The following is an 18,808-nucleotide window of genomic DNA, read 5'->3' on the forward strand; positions in this document are numbered from 1 at the left end:
TTAGCAGCCATTCCAAAATTAATAACCCTTAACACTAGTATAAATTATGACACATAAAATTACTCTCCAAAATCATAAGAAATTCTTATTATTTATTTGCTTAATGATTTCTATAGTAGTAAATGCACAAATAGGAATTGGAACTACGACACCAGACGCTAGTTCTATTTTAGACATTAGCTCAACCTCACAAGGAATGTTAGCGCCGAGAATGACAACTGTTCAGCGTACAGCTATAGTAGCACCAGCCGATGGATTAATAGTTTATGATATCGTATTAAAATCTTTTTATTATTATGTCGAAGCTCCAACATCGTCGTGGGTTCCAGTTAATAGTTCAGTAAATGGTAGAACTAATTTTAAAAGAATAAAATCTGTTGCAGATTTAGCACCAGAATTAACAGCGGGTGGCGCTTCGAAATATCTTTTGGATGCAAGTACCTTGTATGAGATTAACGGGACTATAAACCTAAACTTTCCGATAGATTTGAATAACGCTTACATTCAAGGATTAGATTCTGGTGAAGATAAATTAATATCTGCAGGCGATATTTTCCAGGGAAGTAAAGGTGGAGGAATTAAGAGTTTGACACTTAGTAGTACAGGCGGTAAAGTTTTTAATCTTAGTGGTGCAACCTCACAAAATCTAATATTTCGTGATTGCATCGTTTCAAGTTCTAAGAGTGTTGGTTCAATTAATAATTTTGGTCTTGTCTTTTTAAGTATAATTCAGTTTTCTGGAAATACGACTGGAATTGAATATTCCAATATTAGTCAACTTTTATTAAGTAACTTAGGGTGGTTTGGGAATAATGCGGGAACATTTGAAAAGCTCACCGGCACATTCGGTTTAGTTCAAAAACAAGGTGGTTTCAGTCAGGTCAATGGAACTGCAGTAGGTTTTGACGTTTCTTCTAATCCTATAATATCTGGCGATGCAGTTCTAGAATCGGTAGTTTTTACTGGAAGCATTGGAGCAGTATTTGTTAAACCTTACTCATTAAATACATATACAGGATATAACTTTACTAATGCGTGGACGGTAGATTCACCCGGTATTCCTAGAGAGAGTGATGGTGTCGCAACAGGTGATATTAATTTTAGTACAGGGGTTGGTAACGTAGCTACAACTACATTTACTTCAACAGGTCCTACTGGTAGAAAAAAAATATTTGGCCCAACAAGTTCTAATAATTTATTTCGTTTTAAACAAGATGGTGATAATAAAATCATTTATACTGGTACTAAGACAAGGTATTTTCAAGTGGCCGGTTCAGTTTCATATCAAGGTACTGGGGATTTTACATTAATTCTTTACATAGCCAGAAATGGTGCAGTAATTACAGAAACAAAAGTCTACGGTAAAGGAGCTACGGGTTATTTTACAAATGCAGGAATTTTAGCACTGCCTATTATAGGAACGGTCGAATTAAAAAAATCAGACTATATTGAAATTTGGGCTGAACGTTATGCAGGAAGTGGAAATATGGAAACAGTTTCGCTAAATTTAATTGCTAGATAAACTTTTTGACCATCAGAGATATCTTTTTTTTATTTTAAAAAAACTTAGCCTTCAGTCAGATACACTGAAGGCTTTTTAATATAAATTAAATAGTGTCATAATTCAATTATTGATTTGTAAGTAGTTATTTTTTTCACAAGTTTTTAGCTGCTTAATTTCATTAAAGAAATATTTTACTGTAATATTATATCATTTTACCACTTTTAGAGCTATTATTCCATTTTTTGAGATCTTAGTTTTTAAAATGTTTTTGTATATTTACTAGCCTTGTAATTTTATTAGCTAGTAAAATTCGAGAAAAATTTAAACTTTTTTTGTAAAGGAAAGATGTTTTCATTTTTTATTAAAAGGTATAAAGTTAGAAGCTGAGGTCGCAGTAAAAATTAATTACTAAATTTTAACTAATGCAGGAAGAGAGAAAAGATACTAAAGGCGGGCTTAAATTATTTGACTATTCTAGTTTCAGCAGTACTAAAAAGTATGCAACCAAAACAGTACTCATAGTTTGGTTGGTTTTATTTGTCTCTTTTTTTATTAGAGGATTTTATTTATTTCCTGATCTATGGTTAAGATGGGTCACTTTTTTAAGTTTTTTGGTCATTGTCTCGACCTTTCAATTTGTTTTAATAAGTTTAGGTAAATTACGATTGGCTAATTGGTCTCTTTCTATAGCATTGTGGCTCTTTATTGCTTTTTCCGGCTATTTAATCGGTGTATCTATAGCTCCAATTTTATTCATACAGATAAGTGTGGTTTTAACTGCATTATTTTTATTGGGATGGAAAGGTGGAATAACATTATTGATTCTAGTTTTAATTTCAAGCTTTACAAAACCTTATTTAGACAGCATTACTTATTTCGCTTCTCCAATTGTTTTAAATTATCCTCTCGCAGGGTGGATTGAGTTTACAATTGTACTCAGTACTATTTTTATACTGTGGTATTATAAAAGTCAGGATAAAAATAGTAGCGACAGTATTCTTCAACAGAAAATTACGGGATTCGCTCAAGAGCTAAAAGTAAAAGAAGTAGCTATTGCCGAACTGCAAACTAAAGTTAAACGCGCAGAAACACTTTATGCAGTGAGTCGTATTTTGCACAAAGACGAGTTTTCTTCTCCGATCGTATACCAACAAGTCATAGATACTATAGCTCAAACCTACCAGCATCCACATAAAATTGCGGCACAACTGAACATTGGAAAAGCTTGCTACAAAACCGCCAATTTCCGATCATCGAACCATGCTGTTCATACCGAGGTTGAGTCAGTAAAGGGTGTTGCAATTCGTATCGAGGTAGACTATTTAAAACCAAGACAAGAACTTGACGAAGAGTCACTTTTAGAAGAAGAAGAAGAGTTGTTTTTAAACGAATTACTAGCTATGCTTACGGTGTATGCCAAACATAAAGAGTGTACGACGGAGCTTAATGATTATAAAAAAGCGCTCGATAGCGCTTCTATGGTATGCGTTACAGAAGTTGGTGGCGATTTCTCTTATGTGAACGAAAATTTTGCTAGAATTAGTAAGTACAATTGTTCAGAACTAATTGGTAAGAACTACAAAATGTTATCAACTGATTTTCATTCCACCAAAAAGTTTCAGGAAATAAAGGATACAATAAAAAAGGGGGAAATCTTTAGAGGAGAATTTAGAAACAAAGCAAAAGATGGAAGTTTTTACTGGATTGATTCTACAATAGTTCCTATTTCAAACCAAGAAGGAAAAGTATGTAAATACATTTGCATCAATCATAATATCACAGAATTAAAAGAGGTATTAGAGAATTTTAGAATTAGTCAAGAACGTTATAAATCGATCATTAACGTTTCAAATACTGGTGCTTGGGAATACAATTTTGAGAATAATCAAGTTTGGTATAGCAAACAATATTTTTCGTTGCTCGGTATCGATCGACCTGATATGACGTTGCCGCAAGGAATTAATACAGATTGGATTGATAAATTGCATCCTGAAGATAAGGAAAAGGCAGTACAAACTTTTGAGGATTTTATTAAAGGTGATTCAACTGGTTTTTACGAAAATATTTTTAGATTAAAGCATGAAAACGGAAAATGGGTTTGGATTTGGTCGCGAGCCAAAAAACTGAAAGACATTAACGGCAACGTTACCAGTATTACCCTCGGAACACATATTGATATTTCAGACCGCGTCAAATCAGAACAAAAAATTAGGGAAAGTGAACAACTGATGAGAAAAATCACCAGTCAAGTTCCTGGTAATACCTATATGTTTGAAATTGAAGAAAGTGGTAATTGTATCATGATTTTTAATAATAAAGGAACAGATCTTTTTAACCATCCGTTTGAAACCCACGAACTTTTAAAAGCTCCTGAAAAACTTATAAATTTAATACACGAGGATGATAGAGTTAAGTTTGATAATACGATGAAAGACGCGTTTCATACGCAAGCAGCAATTAGTATACAGTTTAGGTTAGTGGTAAATGGGCATAGTAGATGGCGATGGCTGCAGGCAATTCCTGAAAAAGATGTAAACGGCAAAATCATTTGGTATGGTGCAACAAGCGATATTACCGATCTGGTTGATTATATCACGTCTATCGAACAAATTATATTCGATATCGGTCATGTCATTCGCAGGCCGCTTTGTTCTATGATCGGTATGACTAAACTACTTATGGAAAATTATTTTAATCCGAATGAACTCAAAGATTCTTCTACTAAGTTGAACCTTATTGCATTAGAAATGGACAAATTTATTCACGAACTCAATCGAAATTACCAAGAGAAACGAAAGAGTACTAAACTCAATATTGATGTTTCGACAGCAATTGACAATAGAAATTCGTTATTCAAGTAATCAAACTATATTCAAATCATTGCTATTTACTGACTTAAATTTCATTTAATCTAGATTAAGGAGGTATTGTATAAGATATTTAAAAAAACATATAAAATATTTTTGTAGTCAAAGCGTAAATTTGAAAAGTAAATAACTTAAAATTAACTATTATGAAAACAGTACTTAAAATAAAAATTGGAGTATTAGCGTTGGCGATGGGTACTATTGTTTCTTGCAAAGATAAAGATACAGTTGAACCAACAACAACTACTGATTATGATATTAACTCATCAGAAGGTGATGCAGATAGTATTTACGTAGTACAAGACAGTACTATTATTGATACGGCAACAACGGTGATTCAACCATAAATTGAGAGGATAAAGTTTTAAATTAGACTACAAATTTGTATTCTTTTATTAATTATAAAACCTGTAATGTGTATGCATTACGGGTTTTTTATTAAATTCTCCTTTCAAAATAGGATTTACTTCATTTATAAAAGCTTACTTGAAAAAGAACGATAGTTGTAGATATGGGCAAAAATGTAATTTACACCGTAATTGTGTAATAATAAAGCAGTTGTGATTTTTTAAATTTGGGTGGTAAAATCAAAATTTTTTTAATTTAAAGCAGTATCACAATGAAAAATCAAATTCCGAAGGACAGTTCTGATGCAAAAATTCAGGACTTAAACAGAAACACGTCTGAGGGTACCGATCAATTTTTAACGACTAATCAGGGAGTTAAAATTAATGACGATAATAATTCTTTAAAATCTGGCGAAAGAGGTTCTTCATTACTGGAGGACTTTATTCTTCGAGAAAAAATTACTCATTTTGATCATGAACGCATTCCAGAAAGAATTGTTCACGCTCGAGGATCTGCAGCGCATGGTTATTTTGAATTGTATCAATCCATGGAAAAATACACCAAAGCAGAATTTCTTACAGATACTTCGGTGAAGACCCCCATTTTTATTCGAATTTCGACAGTGGCAGGTTCGCGTGGCTCGACCGATTTGGCTCGTGATGTTCGTGGTTTTGCAATTAAATTTTATACGCAACAAGGTAATTATGACTTGGTAGGAAATAACATGCCGGTCTTCTTTATTCAAGATGCCATGAAATTTCCTGACTTGGTGCATGCCGTAAAAGCGGAACCTCATAATGAAATTCCGCAAGCCGCTTCGGCCCACGATACGTTTTGGGATTTTATTTCGCTCATGCCAGAGTCGATGCACATGATTATGTGGATTATGAGTGATCGCGCTATTCCTAGAAGTTTACGAATGATGGAAGGTTTTGGAGTCCATACCTTTCGTTTTATCAACAGTGCCAATGAATCTCATTTTGTCAAATTCCACTGGAAACCAAAATTAGGAACACACGCTGTAGTTTGGGATGAAGCACAGAAAATTTCAGGAAAAAATTCTGACTTTCACAAGCAAGATTTATGGGAAGCAATTGATAACGGAAACTTCCCTGAATGGGAACTTGGGGTTCAAATAATTCCAGAGGCAGATGAACATAAATTTGATTTTGATTTACTGGATCCAACCAAACTAATTCCAGAAGAATTGGTACCCGTCACCATAATTGGTAAAATGGTTTTAAACAGAAATCCAGATAATTTTTTTGCAGAAACAGAGCAAGTGGCGTTTCACCCTGGGCATGTAGTTCCGGGAATCGATTTTACAAACGATCCTTTACTGCAAGGGCGACTATTCTCTTATACCGATACTCAATTATCTAGATTAGGTAGTCCAAATTTCCATGAAATTCCGATTAACCGAAGCATTGCACCGACGCATAACAATCAACGTGACGGTCACATGCGACAAGAAATAAGCAAAGGCCGCGTTGCGTATCATCCAAACTCTTTGGGTGGTGGTTGCCCGTTTCAAGCTAAAATAGACGAAGGAGGTTTTAGTAGTTTTAATGAGCGAATCGATGCTAAAAAAGTGAGAGCTAGAAGCACAAGTTTTGCAGATCATTTTGGCCAAGCTACTTTATTTTATAACAGTCAAACTCCCGTTGAACAAAATCATATTATCAAAGCCTTGCGTTTTGAATTGGGTAAAGTAGAAACCGTAGCGATACGAGAGCGAATGCTTGGTTTACTTTCTCAAGTTGACAAAAGTCTGGCCGCAAAAGTAGCCAAAGGTTTGGGATTGTCAGTACCCCTAACTCCAGAAAAACCAATGAATCATGGAGTAGGAGCAGATGCGGATAACAGCCAAGAACCGACTAAAGTGGAGCAAAAAATTAAAAGTTCGGATGCGTTAAGTATGTTGAAAAACAAAACATTGTCTGATACGATAGAAACGCGTCAAATTGCCTTTCTATGTGCCGACGGCGTTGCTATGGAATCGATAATGAACATGCGTGCGAGCCTAGAAGCGGCCGGTGCAGTAGTTAAAATTGTAGCGCCACATTTAGGTACAATTGTATGTTCGGATGGAACTGAGATTCCTGTAGATCAAAGTTATTTAATTGCGGCTTCTGTTTTATTTGATGGCGTATTTGTGCCAGCAGGCGAAGGGATATCAGAATTAAATAACATGGATGAAGTAAAAGAATTTATCAACGATTCTTTTAAACATTGCAAATTTATTGCTGCAGAAGGTCAAGGAGCATCAGTTCTCGATGGAACTCATGCAAAACCGAGTGATAAAAAAGCGGACGAAGGAATACTACTCTCAGATCAAGCAGGAGACAAAATTTTAGCTCAAAATTTTATAAAAATGCTTGGTAAACACCGTTTTTGGGAAAGAGAAAAAGAACTGTAAAATAAGTTTTATAGTTTTGAAGATTTAGAATCATGACATCAGCTGTACTTTTAATCGTTCAGCTGGTGGAATGATTTTTTTATTTGGGAAAAGACACAAAAATACTAATGAAAATGATACAATAGAATTATGTCTTTAGAAAAATACAATCAAAAGCGCGATTTTAAACATACATCTGAACCGAAAGGTAAACTCGAAAGTTCATCAGATAAGTTGATTTTTGTAGTTCAAAAACATGCGGCATCGCATCTGCATTATGATTTTAGGCTAGAACTGCAGGGTGTTTTAAAAAGTTGGGCCGTCCCAAAAGGACCATCACTAGATCCTACTGTAAAACGTTTGGCTATGATGGTTGAAGATCACCCGTACAGTTACAAAGATTTTGAAGGCACTATTCCGAAAGGGAATTATGGTGCTGGAAATGTTATTGTTTGGGATACCGGAACGTATGAATCTAATGATGAAGATAAGAACAAAACTAACGAACAAAAACTAACGGAAGATCTAAAAAAAGGTCATTTGAGTTTTACGTTACACGGTACAAAATTGAAAGGTGCTTTTTCATTGGTTAAACTAAAAGGAAAGCAAGAAAATGCCTGGTTGTTACTTAAAAAGCAAGATTCTTTTGCAACCGATACCGATATTCTAACAAATGATATTTCTGCTATTTCAGGTCTTACTTTAGAAGCAGTGACGGCAAATAGCGAACAGGAAAAGCGATCAGAAGCTCGTGTTAAGTCAACAAAAGTAGCGGATCATTACAATAGAAGTCCAGTGGCTTTTCAAAGTCCAATGTTGGCAACCGCAGCAAAAAAATCTTTTGATGATGCCGATTGGATCTTTGAAAATAAATACGATGGATACAGAACTATTGCTGTTATTAAGAATCACGAAGTTCAATTGTACAGTCGAAATGAGCAATCGTTTACGACTGACTTTCAATCGGTAACTGATGACTTAAAAAAGTTAAATCATCATGTTGTTTTGGATGGAGAAGTGGTTGTAGAAAATAAGTATGGTCAATCTGACTTTGAATTACTTCAAAACTATATTAAAACGGGCAAAGGTAAATTGAAATATTATGTATTTGATATGCTAAACCTCGATGAAAACGACATTACAAATTTTACCTTACTACAGCGGAAAGAGCTTTTAGAAAACTTACTTACAAAATCAAATCTTTCTACAGTATTTTATTCAGAGCACATTCATGAAAAAGGAATTGCTGCGTTTGAACAAGCCGAGAACTTAAATGCGGAAGGTATAATGGCCAAAAAAGCCAATGGTAACTATCATATATCAAAGCGGAGCAACGATTGGCTTAAAATTAAAGTATTGCAGCAAGAAGAAGCTGTAATTATTGGAATTACAGAACCTAAAAATTCTCGAAGTCATTTTGGTGCTTTACTCTTAGCACAGTATAAAGACGGAAGATTAACTTACATTGGTAAGTGCGGAACAGGATTTACTGAACAAAATTTACATGAATTGCACCAACAATTTCTGCCTTTTTTCGTAACTGATTCTCCAATTATCAAAAAAATTGCGCTGCGTGAAAAGATTCAATGGGTAGAACCAAAATTTGTCTGTTCGGTAAAGTTTGCACAATTTACTAAAGACGGAAAATTGCGACATCCTGTTTATAGCGGACTCCGACTAGATAAAAATGTTGAGGAAGTTATTTTTCATGAAAATGTAGCAGCGGAATCAACTGAAATAAATGAAATAAAAGAAAAAAAATTAGAGCCAAATCGATCTTTGAGAAATGATTTTGAGAAAAAAATCGGAAAGCAACAATTAGTTTTTTCCAATCAAAGTAAAATATATTTTCCTGAAGATAATATAACCAAAGGAGATCTTATCGCTTACTATGATGAGGTTGCGTCTTTTATTTTACCATATTTAAAGGGTCGTCCTGAATCGCTCAATCGCTTCCCGAATGGAATTGATCAACCAAGCTTCTATCAAAAAGATATCGATTTAAAAAAGGTTCCTTCATGGCTCACTACAAAACAAATAGCTTCAGAATCGGGCAAGTCCGAAATAGAGTACCTCATTTGCAATGATAAAGAGACATTATTGTACATGATAAATTTAGGTTGTATTGACCTAAATCCATGGAATTCGACTGTCAAAAATCTCGACAATCCAGATTGGCTGGTGATCGATCTAGATCCTGAAAAAGATGATTTTAAAGAAGTAGTTCAAGCTGCATTAGCGGTAAAAGAAGTATTAGATCAACTAGAAGTTGATGGTTATTGCAAAACGTCTGGCGCAACTGGTTTGCATGTCTACATTCCTTTGGGAGCAAAATACGAGTACGATTCGGTTAAATTATTTGCACAACTTATCGCTCGTGAAGTGCAAGCAAAATTACCAGATACCACGACTTTAGAGAGAAGTATAAAAAAGCGAAACCATAAGATATACATTGACTACTTGCAAAACAGAAAAGGCCAAACTATTGCAGCTCCCTATTCTGTTCGACCTAGAAGAGGAGCTACAGTGTCGACTCCGCTAGAATGGAGCGAGGTAAATGTCAAATTATCTCCCTCTCAATTTACTATTAAGAATGTATTGCAGCGATTTGAAAAAAAAGGCGATTTGTGGAAGCCGGTATTAGGTCCTGGCATTGATATGTTGGAAATTTTAAAGAATTATAATTCTTAAGAAGATTTTTTCTTTTCGAGGCTCGCTTTAAGCATTTCCATTAGGTCATCATTTTGTTTGTGAACAACTTCTAACTTAGGTGCAATTGCTTTTTTTCCCTTAGATTTATTTTTAATAATTGCTAGTAAATTTTTAGAGTAATCGTCCTTATAAGCAGAAATATCAAATTTTTCAGTTAATTGTTCGACCAGCTGATTGGCCATATCCAACTCTTTTGCTGTGGTTTTCTTAGAAATTGCAGGTAACTTTAAGTCTTTGGTATCGCGTATTTCTTGTTCAAAACGAATCCTATTCAAAACAATTACATTTTTATACGGTTTTAAAATGGCCAAAGCTTCTTTGTTTCGCAGGACAAAGCTAGTCACACCCACTTTGCCTGTTTTCTCCATGGCATCACGCAATAAAGCATACGCTTTGGCTGCGCCTTTGTCAGGCTCTAAATAATACGGTTGTTCGTAATATAAGCTGTCAATTTCTTTTTCTAATGCAAAACTCAAAATGTCAATAGTTTTACTTTTTACGGCCGCGGCTTCTTCAAAATCTTCATCATCCAAAACCACATATTTATCTTCGATTTTATAGCCTTTTACAATATCAGCATAAGAAACTTCTTTGCCCGTATTTTCATTGATGCGTTTAAATTTAATATTCGCATGATCTTTTTTGTCCAGCATATCTAAGTCCAAAGTACTAGTTTGCACCGCAGAAAAAAGTTTTACGGGAATATTAATAAGTCCAAAGCTAATGGAGCCAGTCCAAATTGATCTCATATATTAAAATTTATAGTTTAAGTAATCCGAGTGTTTTTATAGTAAAGGCTATAAATTTAATATAAGCTAGGATTATCGATAGGATCACTTTCTTCTACATCTTTTCCCGAATATTCATCTATCGGAGATTCAGTGGCAGTGTTGCTCGGCATATGCTCTACATCTACATAAATATCTTCATCGTCTGTGGTACTGTCTTGATCTGGATCTTCTGGTTGAGGTGCATATTTTTTATCGGGGTCTGTCTTTTTGGGAGAATCGAGTACAAGAGATTCATAAGTATCGTGCTCTTGATCGTTCGTAATAATTTCATCTTTTAAAACAGGATCAGTACCTGAGTTGGTAGGGGATGCATTGGAGGAATTACTTTCGTCCTCTTGGGTTACAGAATTTTTCTTTTTAGAAAAATATTCTGGATTAGAGTGCGACTTCGGACTTGGAAAATACTGGTTATCTCGTGAATCTCTGTTTACAATGGTACTGCTTCTATGATTTGAAAATTCCATACTGTGATTTTTAATTTTGTTCAATTAAAAGTAGCTACTCCACAATCAAATTTTTTATATATACTTTCGTTTCAATTATATAATTTTCAGTTGGTTGTATTTTATTTTTAAGCGTTTAGGAGTGAGTAGTCAAGGTAAAATACCGTGTAGAAACTTATACATATTTGAGTACATCAGCATCTGTTCAGAAAACAAATACTAGTCTTTTTCTACAATTTCTAAAAAATTACCATCATGATCAAAAACAACGTCATAAAAAACGTGATCTCTAACAATTCCTACTTCATAAGTAGTAACAGTACTAGATTCGATGGTTTTGGCTGCTTCGGTGATTGTAAAGTAAAGGTAATTGTCGTTGAGATACCGAATTGCATTTGCTGGAATGTCTTTGATCGGAATCAAAAACTCGTACACTTTTAAGTTTCCGACATTATCGAATACGGCTAAACCTTCGGCAGTAGCAGTTTTAAATTTTGCTCTATAAATAAGTTGATCGTGGTCTTGTCCTTCATAGTCTTTCGACCACTTGGGTATTTCTTTCGGGAAGATTTTTTCAAATGTACGTGCCACTTCAAAAGGCGGTGTAGTATTTTCGGTTAGGATGTCTTGTGCATCTATCTTGAATATAAAAACCAAAGAAAAAAAAGCGATTGTTAAAAATACTGTTTTCATAATAGTACTATTTAAGTATTTATTTATGAGTGCTTTACGTGTCAAAGGTAATTATAAAAAATTAAGATTGAATGAAGTAGAGTCGTAAATTTAACTGTTGTACGATTTTATTCTCGAAATCGACTTTAGATGCCAGTAAATCGTTTTACTCTTTTTTAATGTTCATTGTACGTTCAATTAGTCTTTTAATTTTGAGCACAAAACGGATCTAATTCTCTTTTTAAATGAAAGCACTACTTTATGTTGGGTTTTTGTAGGCTTATTGAAGCAGTAAGTACATTCGACAAATCCAGTTTTTCGTTACGGTTGCAAAAAATTTATAAAAAGATACAACTGACACGGTGTTGCTTCCTCAAAAAGAATTGACATGCTTGATGTGTAAATTTAAAAAGCTTCTTTAATAATTTGATTTACAGTAATGCCAAGCGATGCTAAAATTTTTTCGACAGCTTCCATCATCGGCGGTGGACCGCAGAGGTAGTATTTATCTTCATTTCCCTTCACGTATTTTTTAATTATTTCAGCAGAAATACGACCATGCTCGTAGCCTTCTACATTTTCTTCAGAAAGAACATTGATAAAATTTTTATCTAATATTTTTTCAAAATATACTTTATCAATAATGTCAGTACTGGTTTTGTTGGCAAAAATTAATTTACTGTTCCCGATTTTTCCGCTTTTCTCTAATACTTTTAAAATAGCAATAAATGGAGTAATACCAGCTCCACCAGCAATAAAAATTCCTTCGCCTTCATTTTTTATGTCGCCAAAAGCTTCTTCAAGTACAAGTTGATCTCCAACTTTGGCCGAAAGCATTTTATTAGTTACTCGTTCGTGCACGGGATACGTTTTCATAGTGAATTCTAAAAAATCATCTTCGGGTAATGAGGTGAACGTAAAGCAACTGAGTTTGTCCTTCCAGCCTTCTTCATCAAAAGAAATATCTGCTGCTTGACCTGTGATAAATGAATATCCTTCTGGTTTTTCAAACTGAATTCGAAGTACATCGGGCGTGATTTTTTCTAAAGATTGAATTTTTACAAGTTGTCCCATGGTAGTATTTTTTTATTTTTTCGATCTAAAATTAAAGTAATACAATTTTTAACATCACAAATTAGGTATAGTAATGCAGTTGAAATTCAAAAATTTTAGCAGTCGAATATGATTTTTGCATTTTCTTTTTACAATTAGCTTTGCTGCTTTGTAGCACAATTGTGATTGCGTTTAATTCAATTTGCAATCGCAGCGTAAATAATGATTCTATCAAAGATAAGCTTTAGTTGTTTGAAAATCAGGTTATTTTAATTGTTCTTTTTGTATTGTGTAGCTGCTTTTATAAAATTTATTATATAATTGTAGAGTAGATAAAAAGAAGAAAAGTGGTGAGCGATACAATATTTGTTGACTAGATTTCGTCAATTTCAAATATTTCGTAAATGGATATATTTACTAATTAACACTAAATGTTATGAAAACACACTTAGCGTTGGCGTCAAATTTACAGTGAAGTTTAAAAGTGAACGCTAAAGATTATTTAGATTAAATAGATAGCTGTTTGTCTGATTTTAGCCTAGAAAATGTGAAGTTATTTTGATTTATATAAGGACTTAATTCTGATTACATTTCACGTTTTAAAAAGAATATTTTGGGCGCTGCTAGAAAGAGAAATCGTACTAAAAAAAAGAGCTAATTTTCTCAGTATAATTAAGTTAAAGTATTGCTTTTTATTGAAAATTTTATATAAGTTTGCATCACTTTAAAAATTATTTTCAAGTCTTGTCAACTCCTGAATTCATTCAGTTTTTTAATCTAATTCGCTTTTTTTTGATGGATAATTTGGATGATATTGTAGAGATAAAGTTTAAAGATTTCGATTTAGTGTCGGATATAATTTACGAATCGAAATTGATCGACGATAAACTGCTTGACAAGCAAAATGCAGCGCTTTTTATCAAAAATAAAATGATGCGAAATAAGGCTAAAATTTTTGTAAAAAAACACGAAGATACATTCATTGCTTTTATACTCTTATATTATAAAGTAAATCCATTATCTGCGATCCATTACAATTGGCACATCTCTTATTTATATGTCAAACCAGATTGTAGAAGAAAATACATTGCAAGTGAAATTTTAGAAAAATGCATTGATTTTGCCTCGACAACCAAAGTAAATCATATTTCCTTAAATACAGACGCTGATAATTATCCGTCACACAAGCTGTACGAAAGTTTTGGTTTTAGACGAATGAACTTTATAGCCAATTATTACTATTACGAACTGCAGCTGACGCAGGAATTAAAAATAAATTATAAAAATAAATTATATGATAAAAACATTACTTAAAAATTATCTTAAAAATTTCAGTGGGTTTTCGCTTGAAATTAAAATTTTAGCCATTACTACTTTTATCAATAGAGCAGGAGCGATGGTTGTGCCATTTCTTTCTAAATACATGCTCGAAGAACTTCATTTTTCTTACGGTCAAATTGGTTGGGTAATGGTGTTTTTTGGTGTGGGTTCTTTTCTAGGAACATGGATCAGTGGCAAATTAGCAGACCAAGTTGGCTTTTATAAAATCATGGTTTTTAGTTTGTTCTCAACAGGTTTAATATTTTTAATTTTACCTTTTCTAACTACTTTTTTTAGTTTTTGCTGTGGCGTATTAGTGCTAACTACCGTTGCAGATATGTATCGACCAGCCATGTTAATCTCTATAGATACCTATGCCCGTAAAGAAGAAAGAACCCGAGCATTGTCGCTCGTTCGATCATCGGTAAATTTGGGTTTTATGTTCGGACCAGTAATAGGAGGTATTATAATCACGTTTTTAGACTATGATATGCTGTTTGTAATTGATGGTTTAACTTGTGTTTTAAGTGTTTTGTTGTTTTCAATCTATGTAAAAGAAAAGAAATTATTGTATGTATTAAAGAAATTTGAACATTTAAAAGATACTGACTCAATTTTATCTGATAAACCTTTTCTCATTCACTTAGTGGTGACACTAATTACGGGATTTTTGTTTTTTCAAATTTTCACCACTTTATCATTATTTTATAAAGAAGGTTTTAATTTTTCTAGCTTTCAAGCGGGATTGTTCTTGGGTTTAAACGGGATCATACTTTTATTGTTTGAGTTGCCTATTGTAACCTATGTCGAAAAAAAGAAAATTGATCGTTTGGCAGTGGTTTCGGTAGGAGTTTTGGCCATGGCAATAAGTTATTTGTTTCTTTTAGTAGAAGGAAGTGTGGTATCACTAGTTTTAATGATGGTATTTATGACAATTGGGGTGATGCTTACATTTCCGTTCGCTAACCATTTTGTTAAACAGCGATCGCGTAAAAAACAGGAAGGAAGATTCATGTCTATTTTTACCATGAGTTATAGCGTTGCTCAAATTTTGAGTACTAAAACAGGTATGGAAATCATTGCAAATTATGGTTACAGAACCAATTGGATCTTTTTAGCTTTTCTAGGATTTATAGGTTTTGCTATCGCGTATCGCTTGGTCTTCATCGTTAAAAAGGAGAAGTTAGAGATCAATGCTAAAATTATACAATCTATTTTCGCTACAGAAAAAAGTTAAACTTAATGTCAAAATATTGTGACAATTAACTACGAATTCAAATATTCATCTTAATTCCAAAGCAACAGCTTGTATTTGTATTAAAAATATATAGTGCGATATAAAATTTCACATTAAAAATTAAGCCTAACCTATATTGGGCTTAATTTTTTTTGCTCAGTGGTATGCAACGTGCTTCTGATTTGATACTTTCTGAATTGGTAGACAATTGCAGAAACCAATACAATTACGTTTACGAAACACTATTAAAGCAAAAAAGTTTATTAATGCATAGCATCAATAAACTTTAGTAATTTTAAGTAGGTTTTTTAATATACACTAATCTATTGGGGAAAAATCAGGTAAATTTTAAAGTAAACTAAAACTATAGTTTACTAGCAATCTCTTTTTTATACTTATTAAGTAAAGCCTTAGTTAAACCTAAGTTTGCTTTAGTAGAGTCTACTGCTAAGTAAATAAAGTACTCGCTGTTCTCTGAAATGTCAATAATATGTATTTGATTAGTCAATGTGATCAAAATATCATCAATTTTTTGATCTAAATCTAATGCGCTAATAGCATTAAGTTTTGCTTTTACCACCTCTAAATTAAAAGCCGATGCAAGTTCTGGATCAAATCCAGCTATTGCAGAATCACTGTAATATGAAATTCCGCTTTTAATTTCGGTAACAGCAACTGCAATGTAACCAGGAATATTTTTTTTAATTTCCTCTCCGAATTGTTTTAAAAAATCTGACATTTTTATATATATTAAAAAATTACTACTAATTAAGGTTAGCCTAAGTAGTTTGCTAAGGCTTGAGCAAGTTTAGTTGTGGATAAAAGCGGAATTAAAAATTAATTTTTACTTTTTTAGAACGGTCTACAACATAAGAAACCAGCCAAGCTATTTGACCCTCCTTAGCAAAATATATATTTTTACTCTTTATGTCTGGGATAGTTTCTAAACAAGTAAGCAAAATGTTATTGGCAGAAATTAAATGCTTCTGACTGTACGTTTCTATTACTTTTTTAGCGTTACTGTTTGTTCTTGATAATGTTTCGAATTTGCTAAAATTGTTCTTTAGTATCGCATCATACTCCATAACATCACGCAGCTTCATCGGAACTAAATTTTTATCATTTGCACTATCATTATAGTACAACTCATTAAAAGCCCATAGTGCTCCGCCAGATAAGTATACATTTTTCTTGCGGTTTACAATTGGTTTTGAGTTTAACATGGCTGCTACTTTTTCTCTTAACATCGAGATATAAGCAAAAGACTTCTCTTTATACACTTCGATGTTATCGATATCGGCCTTGTTAACGATTGTTTTATTTACTGCTTCAGTTAGTGTTATGGTACCATAATCTAATGACAATGGAAAGAATTCAAATTTATTGTCATTTAAAGTATCTACATAACCACCTTTAGTGTTACCACCGCCAATGTCTAAAACCATAGCGCTTTCGTAGTCTTTTGGAGGTATACAGCCTTTCAAGAGCATTTTTCCTTCGGTTTCTACATCAATAAACTCAAGATCTTTTCCTGTTAGTGTTTTTACTCTTGCAGTTAAATCTTGGGTATTACTGGCCATAGCTACTCCCGAAGAACCAACAATAAAAATATTGTCATCGGCAACGGCGTATTTGTTTTTAATTTTGGCTAAGTTTTCGAAAACGACTGCTGCGGCTCTATCAATATCTTTTTGATCTAATTTGCCATCGATTTGAATTCCTTTCGCTATTCCGACATTTTCAGTCCAATAGGCAATAATATCGTAATTACCTTTTTTGATGTTGCTCACGTGAATTACCGAAATTTTGACACCCTTGCTTCCAATTTCAATACCAGCGTAAAGTTCTTTTTGTGCAAAGACAGTTGTAGAGGATAAGGATAATATAAGGATATAAAAAATAGTCCTTAGAAGTAATTTTGTTTTCATTCAATTCTGTTTTAAAGTGGTATTTAACAATATACTTGTATATACAAGTATGTAGAAATGAAGTGCAAAATTATGAGATTATTTTGAGGTTTCAAGCTATTAAAAGTGAATTGAATTATTTTTAATTTAAATGTAGCGAATGGTATTGCAAAGATTAGCAACCTTTTATTTAAACCTTTTTCATTGCTCTTTATTCGTTATTTTAACAGTAAAAAATATTTTAATGTTTTTATTTAAAATGTAATATTTATTGAAATTATCGATTTTTCTTTTTTTTTTCTTAAAAGTTAAGAGAAAATAGTGGCGAAAATTAAAATGACTGATTTTTTTTCGTTTTTGCTCTCTTACAACTGTAGCTACTTTAAAATAAAATTACTCCAATTTTTACGATAAGAGCGAATAGATGTTTGCCGTTAAAGGAATTTTTATTTTCCAATAGGATCCGGTGTTTATTTCATACCAATAAAGAAAATACATGAATAAGATTGCAATATGGAGCTAATTAAATTTTTAGAACTACCGATTACTTCATTACAGTTGTAGTAATTGGATAGTACTTGACTTCAGTTTTATAAATAAAAAGCAGATTCATTGATGAAATTTCTTTGTAGCTCGCTGATATTTGATTGTTGTGTTATTTTCGACCTTAGAAGATTATCGTGATTTATACGTAAAACGGGATTATCAGCCCATATCAGTACCTACCAGTTTTAATTGGACGAAAATTATTGTATTGACTATTTAATACTGAGATAAATTGTTCGTCGCAGTTGTATCATGTACCAATAAATAATTTGATAGGCACTGTTTAAAAACATTTTTTCTTGATCTCTGACTCAAAATTTCGTTCTGTCTAAAATTTCTGATTGTACTAGTAGAAAGATCTTATTTAAAAAAAATTCAATTGTACTCTTACAAATAAAAACGATATAAAATAAGCTTCAGGTGCTATGGCACGTACTGATTACACTGAAAATTCTTCTAAAAAAAAACTTAAATTAAAGAATATGTAGTAGCTGTTTTATTTTTATGTGGAGCTGTAAAATAGGAAGTAATCTTAAATATTAGTCAATATAATTAATTCAAAAATCCATAGAAACTCAGATAAAAAAATGAATTTTGGTCGATTGACAGCTGCGATAAAATTTTTAAAAACCAAAAATAATCCTACGAATTTTTATTCGACAACTATAATTTCGACTATCTCGATTGCGGAGTTTTCTTTATGTTTTTATTAATTAAGCCGTATAAAATGTACTAATGCTTTATTTTTTTTTCACAATTAATAAAAAAACTGGTTGGTAGTGATATGCTTTTTTAAAAATCCGTTCTACTTTTGAAATCTAAATTAAAATATTTTAATAAAAAATTAACTAAAACTAAAAGCCAAATACTAATCAAAACAATAGATATGAAAAAGGGAAAACCGACTTAACAAATTAATCGAAAAAGATCAGGAAGATTTTTTTTTAAATTCTTCCTGATAAAAAAGTTATTGTCAAGTGATAGTAACGCATTGTAAAAGTTATGAACTA

13 protein-coding genes are annotated in these 18,808 nt (G+C 32.6%); 7 read left to right on the top strand and 6 right to left on the bottom strand.

Annotation, left to right across the window (positions count from 1 at the left end):
* The first annotated feature begins 103 nt into the window (after nt 1-103).
* The 5 genes from ACRASX_RS09705 (at nt 104) to ligD (ending at nt 9,808) form a co-directional block, all read left to right on the top strand.
* Nucleotides 104-1,522: a hypothetical protein gene (locus ACRASX_RS09705; RefSeq protein WP_432221054.1), complete on the top strand. Its 1,419-nt coding sequence runs from the start codon at nt 104-106 to the stop codon at nt 1,520-1,522.
* Between the two features lie 404 nt (nt 1,523-1,926).
* Nucleotides 1,927-4,365, top strand: a complete 2,439-nt coding sequence (locus ACRASX_RS09710; RefSeq protein WP_432221055.1) for a PAS domain-containing protein — start codon at nt 1,927-1,929, stop codon at nt 4,363-4,365.
* A gap of 152 nt (nt 4,366-4,517) precedes the next feature.
* Nucleotides 4,518-4,718: a hypothetical protein gene (locus ACRASX_RS09715; protein WP_432221056.1), complete on the top strand. Its 201-nt coding sequence runs from the start codon at nt 4,518-4,520 to the stop codon at nt 4,716-4,718.
* A 272-nt stretch (nt 4,719-4,990) separates the two neighbouring features.
* Nucleotides 4,991-7,138: a catalase gene (locus ACRASX_RS09720; protein WP_432221057.1), complete on the top strand. Its 2,148-nt coding sequence runs from the start codon at nt 4,991-4,993 to the stop codon at nt 7,136-7,138.
* Nucleotides 7,139-7,267: 129 nt separating this feature from the next.
* The gene (gene ligD, locus ACRASX_RS09725; protein ID WP_432221058.1) at nt 7,268-9,808 is read left to right on the top strand and encodes a DNA ligase D; all 2,541 of its coding nucleotides are present in this window, start codon (nt 7,268-7,270) and stop codon (nt 9,806-9,808) included.
* Here ligD and ACRASX_RS09730 read toward each other — a convergent pair.
* From ACRASX_RS09730 to ACRASX_RS09745, 4 genes are all read right to left on the bottom strand, one after another.
* Nucleotides 9,805-10,578: a Ku protein gene (locus ACRASX_RS09730; RefSeq protein WP_432221059.1), complete on the bottom strand. Its 774-nt coding sequence runs from the start codon at nt 10,576-10,578 to the stop codon at nt 9,805-9,807. The two genes, ligD and ACRASX_RS09730, sit on opposite strands and share 4 nt — an antisense overlap.
* 56 nt (nt 10,579-10,634) lie before the next feature.
* Nucleotides 10,635-11,084 carry a hypothetical protein gene (locus ACRASX_RS09735; RefSeq protein ID WP_432221060.1) on the bottom strand — a complete coding sequence of 150 codons (450 nt, stop codon included), beginning with the start codon at nt 11,082-11,084 and terminating at the stop codon, nt 10,635-10,637.
* Nucleotides 11,085-11,282: 198 nt separating this feature from the next.
* The gene (locus ACRASX_RS09740; RefSeq protein WP_432221061.1) at nt 11,283-11,756 is read right to left on the bottom strand and encodes a hypothetical protein; all 474 of its coding nucleotides are present in this window, start codon (nt 11,754-11,756) and stop codon (nt 11,283-11,285) included.
* A gap of 384 nt (nt 11,757-12,140) precedes the next feature.
* Nucleotides 12,141-12,809: a flavodoxin reductase gene (locus ACRASX_RS09745; RefSeq protein WP_432221062.1), complete on the bottom strand. Its 669-nt coding sequence runs from the start codon at nt 12,807-12,809 to the stop codon at nt 12,141-12,143.
* A gap of 723 nt (nt 12,810-13,532) precedes the next feature.
* On the opposite strand from ACRASX_RS09745, the gene ACRASX_RS09750 reads away from it, so the two are divergent.
* Both ACRASX_RS09750 and ACRASX_RS09755 read left to right on the top strand, forming a co-directional pair.
* Complete coding sequence (locus ACRASX_RS09750) at nt 13,533-14,102, top strand: GNAT family N-acetyltransferase (RefSeq protein WP_231739501.1); 570 nt, start codon at nt 13,533-13,535, stop codon at nt 14,100-14,102.
* The gene (locus tag ACRASX_RS09755) at nt 14,083-15,345 is read left to right on the top strand and encodes an MFS transporter (protein WP_432221063.1); all 1,263 of its coding nucleotides are present in this window, start codon (nt 14,083-14,085) and stop codon (nt 15,343-15,345) included. Before ACRASX_RS09750 ends, ACRASX_RS09755 begins: the two co-directional genes overlap by 20 nt.
* Before the next feature lie 364 nt (nt 15,346-15,709).
* Here ACRASX_RS09755 and ACRASX_RS09760 read toward each other — a convergent pair whose 3' ends face one another.
* Together ACRASX_RS09760 and ACRASX_RS09765 are read right to left on the bottom strand one after the other, a co-directional pair.
* Nucleotides 15,710-16,084: a hypothetical protein gene (locus tag ACRASX_RS09760; protein ID WP_066307004.1), complete on the bottom strand. Its 375-nt coding sequence runs from the start codon at nt 16,082-16,084 to the stop codon at nt 15,710-15,712.
* A 91-nt stretch (nt 16,085-16,175) separates the two neighbouring features.
* Complete coding sequence (locus ACRASX_RS09765) at nt 16,176-17,273, bottom strand: exopolyphosphatase (RefSeq protein ID WP_432221064.1); 1,098 nt, start codon at nt 17,271-17,273, stop codon at nt 16,176-16,178.
* Between the last annotated feature and the right edge of the window lie 1,535 nt (nt 17,274-18,808).

Source organism: Flavobacterium sp. TMP13 (assembly GCF_050847115.1).
Classification (GTDB): Bacteria; Bacteroidota; Bacteroidia; order Flavobacteriales; family Flavobacteriaceae; genus Flavobacterium.